Origin of the sequence: Arthrobacter sp. 2RAF6, assembly GCF_052115205.1 — a bacterium.
Taxonomy (GTDB): Bacteria; Actinomycetota; Actinomycetes; order Actinomycetales; family Micrococcaceae; genus Arthrobacter.
Window position 1 is genome coordinate 1 of sequence record NZ_JBFRGF010000122.1, and the last position, 593, is coordinate 593.

A 593-nucleotide genomic window follows, 5' to 3' on the forward strand; every position below is an offset into this window, starting at 1 on the left:
CTCTCCGCCTACAACGGGCAGACCATCGTGCTCTGGTTCAATGTCCACCTCGACGGCGCCAGCCCGGCGGATGACACCTGGATGTACCTCGACGACGTCGCCCTCGCCAACAGCCCAACGACGGCGACGGCACCCGCCGCTCCGGCCGGGGTGGGCGCGACGGCGGGCAACGCCTCCGCCACCGTGTCCTGGACCGCCCCGGCCAACGGCGGCTCCCCGATCACCTCCTACGCCGTCACCCCGCACGCCGGCGCCACGACCCTGGCCCCGGTCACCGTCACCGGGACACCCCCGGCCACGAGCACAACCGTGACCGGGCTGAGCAACGGCACCGCCTACACCTTCACCGTCACCGCCACGAACGCCATCGGCACCTCCCCGGCGTCGGCGGCCTCGGCAGCCGTCACCCCGACCGGAACAACAACCTCGACGATCACCAACGGGGGCTTCGAATCCGGGCTCAGCTCCTGGATCACCGGCGGCGTCCGGGCACCCGTAGCCTCCACCACCGCCCACACCGGCACTGGTTCTGCTTTGCTGGGTGTGGCTTCGGGGACGGAGCCATTGGGAGACAGCAGCCTGTCCCAGACCAT

At 71.0% G+C, this 593-nt stretch carries 1 protein-coding gene; it reads left to right on the forward strand.

Annotation, left to right across the window (positions count from 1 at the left end; all coding sequences use genetic code 11):
- Window positions 1–593: fibronectin type III domain-containing protein (locus AB4Z38_RS25775; protein WP_441432346.1), on the forward strand; the 593-nt coding region annotated here is incomplete at both ends.